This window comes from Hungatella hathewayi WAL-18680 (assembly GCF_000235505.1).
Classification (GTDB): Bacteria; Bacillota; Clostridia; order Lachnospirales; family Lachnospiraceae; genus Hungatella_A; species Hungatella_A hathewayi_A.
Genome location: NZ_JH379027.1, coordinates 2,998,180 through 3,006,433, shown reverse-complemented (window position 1 = coordinate 3,006,433; position 8,254 = coordinate 2,998,180). Strand labels below are relative to the sequence as shown.

At 54.4% G+C, this 8,254-nt stretch carries 8 protein-coding genes; all 8 read left to right on the top strand.

Annotated features, from left to right (window positions below; genetic code table 11):
* Positions 1-364, top strand: a 364-nt coding sequence (locus tag HMPREF9473_RS13525) for a DUF2620 family protein (RefSeq protein ID WP_006780692.1), incomplete at its 5' end; no start/stop codon positions are given.
* Between the two features lie 39 nt (positions 365-403).
* Positions 404-1,705, top strand: coding sequence for a YhfT family protein (locus HMPREF9473_RS13520; RefSeq protein WP_242830799.1), 1,302 nt, complete (start codon positions 404-406; stop codon positions 1,703-1,705).
* Between the two features lie 118 nt (positions 1,706-1,823).
* Positions 1,824-2,735, top strand: a complete 912-nt coding sequence (locus HMPREF9473_RS13515) for a phosphotriesterase family protein (RefSeq protein ID WP_006780690.1) — start codon at positions 1,824-1,826, stop codon at positions 2,733-2,735.
* A gap of 19 nt (positions 2,736-2,754) precedes the next feature.
* Complete coding sequence (locus HMPREF9473_RS13510) at positions 2,755-3,864, top strand: aminotransferase class V-fold PLP-dependent enzyme (protein WP_006780689.1); 1,110 nt, start codon at positions 2,755-2,757, stop codon at positions 3,862-3,864.
* Positions 3,865-3,890: 26 nt separating this feature from the next.
* Positions 3,891-5,012 carry an alanine racemase gene (locus tag HMPREF9473_RS13505; RefSeq protein ID WP_242830798.1) on the top strand — a complete coding sequence of 374 codons (1,122 nt, stop codon included), beginning with the start codon at positions 3,891-3,893 and terminating at the stop codon, positions 5,010-5,012.
* Positions 5,009-6,229, top strand: coding sequence for a phosphopentomutase (locus tag HMPREF9473_RS13500; protein ID WP_006780687.1), 1,221 nt, complete (start codon positions 5,009-5,011; stop codon positions 6,227-6,229). Before HMPREF9473_RS13505 ends, HMPREF9473_RS13500 begins: the two co-directional genes overlap by 4 nt.
* 90 nt (positions 6,230-6,319) lie before the next feature.
* Positions 6,320-6,694: a VOC family protein gene (locus HMPREF9473_RS13495; protein WP_006780686.1), complete on the top strand. Its 375-nt coding sequence runs from the start codon at positions 6,320-6,322 to the stop codon at positions 6,692-6,694.
* A gap of 320 nt (positions 6,695-7,014) precedes the next feature.
* A partial coding sequence (locus tag HMPREF9473_RS13490; protein WP_006780685.1) for an NAD-dependent epimerase/dehydratase family protein occupies positions 7,015-8,254 on the top strand: 1,240 nt, incomplete at its 3' end.

Sequence of the window (8,254 nt, the reverse complement as noted above, 5' to 3'; positions counted from 1 at the left end):
CATGAAAATCGCAATTGGAGGTATGCAGAAGCGGGAGATGGAGGAAGCGGTGAAGAAGGCGTGTCCGGAAGCGGAGACCATTGTCACCACGGATATGGGAGCCGTGCCCCTGTTGAAGGATGGGAGGGCGGACTACTACTTCGGCGCGTGTGAGAGCGGCGGTGGCGCGGCCATTTCCATCCTGATAGGACTGATGGGGTATGGGAAATGCTGTACTGTCTGCAAAAACGGCGGGAAGCCCAACGAGGAGGAGATTCGCAAGTACGTAAAGGATGGAAAAATCTGTTTCGGAATGACGGTCTCCAACATTGACGGAACCGTGCCCGTATTGATGAAAGTGCTTCTGGAACAGGAAAATCATTAACAAACAGAGGAGAGGTTAGGTAAGAGTATGGAATTGAACATGATGAATATTATCGTTGTTATGCTTGTTTGTGCCATGACGGCATTTATGTCCCATATGGGGATGGCGGTGTTCCACGACGGAATCCGCCCTGTGATTCCGGAGTACATCGAGGGGCGGATGCACCGGACCGAGATGGCGTCTATCGCTTTTGGTCTGAGCGTTGGCTTTATCGCCTCCGTCGGCATCGGTAATTCCCTGGTAACCAACTTGTTGAATCCCTGGCTGCTGTTTCTAGCTACGGATATCATCGGCATCGCCGCGCCGAAGAAATGGCTGGCTCCGATTCTGGGCGCGGCCTGGGGCGCTCTCTGTCTCACCGCGATCGGCGGTGTCAACACGGTTCTCACCGGTATGCCGGTGGATTTAATCTCCGCCATGGGCGATGTGGGCGCTTATGTGGTGACCGGTTTCGCCATCTTCCCAATCATTGCCATCATTATGCAGTTTGGCATGAAAAAGGGAATCATCACCGCCGTTATCGTGCTGGTGGTCCGTTTTACCGGTCCTATGTTTTCCACCATCAGCGGCGACGCATGGACCATGATGGTCGGCGTGATTGCCCTGGTTGCACTGTGTATCATGAAGGATTCCAGCAATAAAAATAAGGAGGCGGCCAGCGACTTAAACATCTTTTCCGAGCGTGTGGCCCGTATCCGCAAGAACCTGCCATTCCTCATGGTGACTGGCGCGCTGATTGCCGTAGCCTGTAATATCCATGTGTTTGCAGGTTCCGACGTATCCATGTTTGATTTGTCCAAGGCCTACGCCATGGGAAATACCGCTGAGGCCCATTCCCTTGTGAAACTGGTGGCTACCAATGAATTTATGAGAGCGCTGAGCTTTATCCCGCTGATTGCCACCACCGCGGTCACCACCGGTGTTTACGGCGTGGCTGGATTTACCTTTGTCTATGTGGCCGGCTATCTCTGCCCGAATCCGATTGTGGCGGCCATTGCAGGCGCGGTGATTATCTTTGTGGAAGTCATGCTGTTAGGTCTGATTGGAAAATTCCTCGGCAACTTCCCGTCCATGAGAGATGCCTCCGACAACATTCGAAGCGCCATGAACACCTGCGTGGAGTTTGCGCTGTTAATCGGCTCCATCACCGCATGCGGAACCATGGGCGCCTCCACCTCAGCAGGCGCGGCCGGCGGTTTCATCATCGGCGGTATGATTTATTTGATCAATGAGATGACAGGAAGAAAGATTATGCGTATGGCGATCGGCCCGATTGCCGCCATTGCGACAGGACTGCTGCTGAATCTGACCTACTTAATCGGCATGACACCGTTGGTATAGAATCACTGGCATGACACTACGGGTATAACGCTGCTGACATAACACACTGCTATAACGCTGTTGTCATAATGCACTGCTAACATTACTGCTATAACACGGAAAAAACGGGAGGTTTGACATGATACAGACAGTGAATGGCCCGATCAGGCCGGAAGAACTGGGAATCACCATGTGCCACGAGCATCTGGCGCTGAATCTGTCCGGAGTGAGAGGGGACGACGATTCCAACTTTGATGACACCGATCTGATTGCGGATGAGATTCTAAAAGCCAAGGCTTACGGTGTGCAGTCCATCATCGAGGTGACCTGCTGCGATATGGGGCGGGATGGGAAGCTGCTCCAGGAATACGGCCGCCGGTGCGGCATCCACATTGTGGCGGCCACCGGATACTATCTGGAGCCTTATCACACGGACTGGGTGAAGGAAAGCCCGGTGGAAGCCCTGGCGGAGCAGTTTTGCAGGGATATTCTGTCCGGGATAGACGGAACGGACTGCAAGGCCGGCGTCATCGGCGAGGTGGCCACCAGCGAGCCGGACATGGCTCCCAGCGAGGAGAAGGTGCTGATAGCGGCGGCCATGGCCGGAAAGAAGACGGGATGCGCCGTCACCACCCACTGTCAGATGGGAAAACTGGCGTTGGAGCAGTCAGCTCTGCTTCAGCGCCATGGCATGAATCCGGACAAGATTATTCTCGGACATCTGGATTTGGCCAATGACAGGAGATATTATGAGGAAGTTCTGCGCACGGGAGTCAATATCGGATTCGACACGGTCGGGAAAACGCCCTATCTCAGCGATGAGGCCAGGGCCGACAACCTGATGTGGCTGATGGAACGGGGATATGAGGACAAGATTATGCTGTCCCAGGACATTTCCAGAAAATCCTATCTGTCCGCGGCAGGACGGTACTCCGGCTACATGGCCGTGATGAAGGATTTTATCCCCATGCTGAAGGCCAGAGGACTGACGGAGGAGACCCAGCGCAAATTGCTGGTGGAAAATCCGGCCAGAATTTTTGACAGACCATAGAAGAAGGGGGAGAAGCATTGTGAATATACAGACATATCCACTTCCGTCACTGAGCATTGCCGAGGCGATGGAAATGCAGTTTCGTCTGGTTGACTGCATGACCCGTGTGATGGAGGGCCATGAACTGCTGACCCGGGGGGATTTGGGAGTCGTGCTTGGAAAGAACAAGCCGGAGATGACCAGGAAGGTGGAGCGGGTGATTGCCGAATTCTTTGGCGTTGAGGACTGCATGCTGGTCAGAGGGGCCGGCAGCGGCGCCATCCGCCTGGGACTCCACGCAATCGCCTCGCCCGGAGATAAAATTCTCGTTCACCGGGCCCCTGTCTATCCCACCACGGCGGTCTCCATGAAGCTGCTGGGGCTTATCCCAGTGGAAGCGGATTACAACGACCTCTCCAACGTGAGGGAGACGCTGGCGGCGCATCCGGATGTGAGAGGGGCGCTGATTCAGTACACCAGACAGCTGCCGGATGACAGCTACGAGATGGAACAGGTGGCCGCAGCTATCAGGGAAGCCGCCCGTATCCCCATTGTGACGGATGACAACTACGCCGTGATGAAGGTGAAATACATCGGCGCCCAGTGCGGTGTGGATTTGTCCTGTTTTTCCTCGTTCAAGCTGCTGGGGCCGGAGGGCATCGGCATGATCGTGGGGAAGAAGGAACCCATATCCCGTCTGATGGAGGAAAATTATTCCGGCGGGATGCAGGTTCAGGGCCATGAGGCGCTGGATGTGCTGCGGGGGCTGACCTATGCCCCGGTGGCCCTGGCCGTTTCGGCGGGCGTCGGGGAGGAATGTGTGAGACGTCTTCAGAGCGGGGAAGTGCCGGGAGTGCGCCACGCCCTGTTAGCAAACGCCCAGTCCAAGGTCATCCTGGTGGAACTGGAGCAGGAGATTGCCGCCAAAGTCCTTGAGGAGGCGGAGAAGCTGGGGGCGGCGCCTTACCCGGTGGGAGCTGAGTCAAAATATGAGCTGGCCCCCATGTTTTACCGGATATCGGGAACCTTCCGGGCGGCGGACGCCGCCCTGGAGCGCAGGATGATACGCATCAACCCCATGCGGGGAGGAGCCGATACCGTCATCAGAATTTTAAAAGAATCCATAGAAAGAGTGACAACATGTTTTTAGAACAGACAATAAAAAAGAATCCGGGTATGATTGAGACCGCGTTTCACCTGCACCGCACCGGCGCGCTGCTGCCGGATTCCTTCGTGGTCGATATGGATACTCTTATGGAAAATGCCAAAAACATGCTGAAAACGGCGAAAGATGCAGATATCCGGCTGTATTTCATGCTGAAGCAGCTGGGGAGAAATCCGTATATCGCGAAAGAACTGGTAAAGGCCGGATATGAGGGCGCGGTGGTGGTCGACTACAAGGAGGCTGACATCATGATGAAGGCCGGGATACCAATCGGCAATATCGGCCACCTGGTGCAGGTGCCAAACGCCCAGCTTGAGCGGGTAGCAGCCTACGGCCCGGAGGTGATCACGGTATTCTCAAAGGAGAAGATAAAGGCCATCGACGAGGAGGCCGGAAAACTGGGCCGAGTCCAGGGACTGCTGATCCGTGTGTTTGATGAGAAGGACATGATTTATTCCGGGCAGACAGCCGGATTTTCCCTGGAGAGCCTGAGGGAGACGGCGGAGTATATCCGGCGGGAATGTCCCCATGTGAAGGTGAAGGGCGTGACCTCTTTTCCGTGTTATCTCTACGACGAAGAGCAGAAAAAGATTGGGCCCACCGAGAACCTACGGACGGTGCTTGAGGGAGCCGCGTTATTGGAGGAGATGGGGATGCCATGTGAGATTATCAACACCCCATCGGCCACCTGCGGCTATACCATTGACTTGATGAAGCAGTACGGCGGAAACTGCGGGGAGCCGGGCCACGGACTGACCGGGACGACGCCCATGCACGCGGTGGAGGATATGGCGGAACGGCCCTGCGTCCTCTATGTGAGTGAGGTCTCCCACAACTTTGAGGGGATGGCTTACTGCTATGGCGGGGGGCATTACCGCAGGTCCCACGTGTCCAAAGCATTGGTGGGGCCGGATTGGAGCCATGGAAGGATGGTGGACGTCATACCGCCGTCGGACGAGAGCATCGACTACCATTTTGGTCTCAGTGAAAACTGCCAGGTGGGGGATACCGTCATCATGGCTTTCCGCTATCAGATATTTGTGACGAGAAGCGATGTGGCGCTGGTGAAAGGCCTGCAAAGCGGAAAACCGGAAATCATCGGTATTTATGACAGTCTTGGGAGGCAGAAATGAGCAGACGATTTATCGTAGTGGTACTGGATGGATTTGGGATTGGAGCCATGGAGGACGCCCATATTGTGAGACCGGGGGATGAGAAGGCCAACACCCTTCGAAGCATTTTAAAGGATTTCCCCGATATGAAGCTGCCGGCTCTTGAGTATCTGGGGCTGATGAATGCCTACGGGGAGGAGAGCCGTTTCATGAAGAAAAATCCGGATGCCAATTTCGGGAAGATTCAGCTGATGCATTTTGGGGCGGATACCTTCATGGGGCATCAGGAGATTATGGGAACTCTGCCGAAAAAGCCGGAGATTCATCCCTTCCAGGAGAAGGTGGAGGAGGTGGCCCGCCATTTAAAGGAGCGCGGTCACAAGGTGGAATTCATCGAACGCGATGGACTTCGGTATGTGCTGGTGGATGATTACGTGACGGTGGCCGACAATCTGGAGGCGGATTTGGGCATGTGCTACAATGTGACCGCCCCTCTGGATTTCATCCCATTTGAAAAAGAGGTGGAGATCGGGCAGCTGGTGCGGGAGGTGGTGACCGTGGGCCGGGTGATTGTGTTCGGCGGCACCGGAAACTGCATGGACGACCTCTGGAAGGCGGAGGAGACTAAGCAGGGAACCTACATCGGCATTGCTTCCTCCAAGTCCAAATCCTACGAGCAGGGCTACCAGTGCGTTCATCTGGGCTACGGGGTGGACAAGATGGTTCAGGCCCCCACCATCCTGACGGCGGCCGGTCATCAGGTGTCGCTGTTTGGCAAGGTGGCGGATATTGTGGCCAATGACGGGGGAAAAAGCGTCTCCTGCGTGCCGACGGAGCTGGTGATGGAGGAGACCATTCAGGAAGTGAAGGACATGAAGGAAGGCTTTATCTGCACCAACGTCCAGGAGACCGATCTGGCCGGCCACTCCCAGTCCACCAAGACGTACAAAGAGATACTGGAGACCGCCGACAGGAAGCTGGGGGAAATGCTTCCGCTTCTGACGGAGGACGACATCCTGGTAGTCATGGCGGACCACGGCAACGACCCGCTTATCGGCCACAGCAGGCACACCAGGGAGTGCGTGCCGCTGCTGGTCTACAAAAAAGGGGTGACAGGGAAATATCTCGGCCTCCGCCTGAGTCTCTCCGACGTGGGGGCCTCCGCCTGCCGGTACTTAGGAGCGGCCGCGCCCCAGAACGGAACGCCGTTTCTGGAACAGCTTGGAGTGGAGCCGTAAGAGGAAAGCAGACGGAAAGAAACATGACACACAGCTGTCCTTATTCTTCTGGTATACTGTTGTTATCAAAAGAAAAGGAGAGTGGCAGCGATGATACGTTCTATGATGCAGACCTATGTGAAAGGCAGTGCGGAGGCGGTGGCCTTATACCAGAAGGCATTTGACGCCCCGCTAATCAGCGAGTATAAGCATGAGGATGGAAGCTATTACCATTCGGAGCTGGTTGTCTACGGGCAGGTTTTGGCGGTGTCGGAGCGGATGGGAAGTGAGGAGAGTGTTTCCGGCAATACCATGCAGTTCTGTCTTCATTTTGAAAAAGAGGAGAGAGCCTGTGTGGAGAAAGCCTATGAGGCATTGAAGGAAGGCGCCAGGATTTTATTCCCGTTAGGTCCCTGTGATTTCAGCAGCTGTTTGGTGGATCTGATAGACCGGTTTGGTGTGCGCTGGTGTATTTTTACAGACTGATATGGTGATGTGGACTGCGGATTGGCAGTGGATGAAATAATTGTGGTGAATAGTGCCAAAACATGGGTGAATATATCTTGACCTCAAACTATATTATGTGGTATATTACATAAAGTAAATCATATAATAGAGTTGCAGGGAAATAGGTAGTAGGTTTTAAAACAACGGTCTACTAAACCGTATGTGGAGGTTCGAATCCCCCACCCCCTTGTTTTGGAAATAGAAACAGAGTCCGGTTTGGATTCTGTTTTTTGTGTGTTATCGTAGATTTTTAGTTATAGCAGGGAAACCTGCGGCAGGAAATTCGGAGGAAACAGACGTTGCGGATATTGATGGTAGGTGAAATCGACGCGGCCGGCAGGGAGATTGCCGCCCGGCTGTACAAGGAAAATCACAAAATCAGCTGGCTGACCGGGCCCGGGCAGGAAGGGGACGGGACGAAGGCGGCGGGGAAGGTGTATCGGAAGGAGATTACATACGGTACCTGCATGCAGATTATGGGGGCGGACGGAATCGACACCCTGTTTTTTCTGCCTCCAGATGTCCGGGAGCCGGAGGAGACGGAGAAACACTGGATACCGGCATTTTTAAACAGCCAGATGGAGGTACTGAGCGCCGCGGCGGCTGCGGAGATCAAGCGGGTGGTTTATCTCTCATCAGCGATGCTGAACCGCGAGGAGGTTCTTACGGAAGAACTGGAGGCGCTCCGGGCGGGAGAGAGAATCTGCCTGTCCTATGGAAAAACAAACAAAGCGGTCTGTCTTATTGTCAGAACCAGCTTTCTGGCAGCAAAAGGCAGTGAGACAGAGCTTGGCTATCTGGGCTATATGCTGGGCCGGATGCGGAAGGGAAAGAGCATTCACACCCGTCTGACGGCGGACTCCACGCTGGACTACGTGTTCGGAAGTGATTTAGCCGACGGGGTAATGCGTCTGATGAGCCACAACCGGGATGGGATTTATACCGTCGCCACAGGCCAGCCGGTGAGACTGGATGAATTTTTCGGAATACTGGCGGAGGTCTCCGGCTATGAGGAAACGATTGAGTATGGCCGGGAGCATTATGATGACATCGCGGTGGAGGAAGATAAGCTGAGAATGCAGGAGGGGTGGATGCCCTTTTATACGTTCCGCCAGGATGGAAAAGCATTTTTAAATCAGATAACGGAGTCGGATGATCAGGCAAAGAATAACGGGGCAGGGGAGATGAGCAGGAGGAAGCAGACCAGGCGCTTCCTTCTCGAGTGCGCCCAAAATCTGCTTCTTTTTGTCGTGGCATGCTTTTTACAGGAGTTTGTCAAGGAGTGGAGTGATTTCCGGTTTGTGGATGTCAGACTTGCCTATGTGGTGATTATCTCCATCTCCTTTGGTATGCGTCAGGGGCTGATTGCGTCAGGACTGGCATGTCTGGCCTACCTGTACAGCATGAGCCGGAGCGGAGTTGATTTGTCCTTTGTGTTATACAGTATTGAGTCCTGGATTCCATTTATCGTCTATGGCGTTTCCGGCGCCATCGCAGGCTATGCGGCGGATAAGCGGGTGGATGAACTGGAGGAGACAC

What these genes read in the sequence shown, in the direction of transcription:
- HMPREF9473_RS13505 (WP_242830798.1), top strand. Translation starts at nt 3,891, where the DNA reads ATGATTGAGACCGCGTTTCACCTGCACCGCACCGGCGCGCTGCTGCCG.
- HMPREF9473_RS13515 (WP_006780690.1), top strand. Translation starts at nt 1,824, where the DNA reads ATGATACAGACAGTGAATGGCCCGATCAGGCCGGAAGAACTGGGAATC.
- HMPREF9473_RS13495 (WP_006780686.1), top strand. Translation starts at nt 6,320, where the DNA reads ATGATACGTTCTATGATGCAGACCTATGTGAAAGGCAGTGCGGAGGCG.
- HMPREF9473_RS13520 (WP_242830799.1), top strand. Translation starts at nt 404, where the DNA reads ATGATGAATATTATCGTTGTTATGCTTGTTTGTGCCATGACGGCATTT.
- HMPREF9473_RS13500 (WP_006780687.1), top strand. Translation starts at nt 5,009, where the DNA reads ATGAGCAGACGATTTATCGTAGTGGTACTGGATGGATTTGGGATTGGA.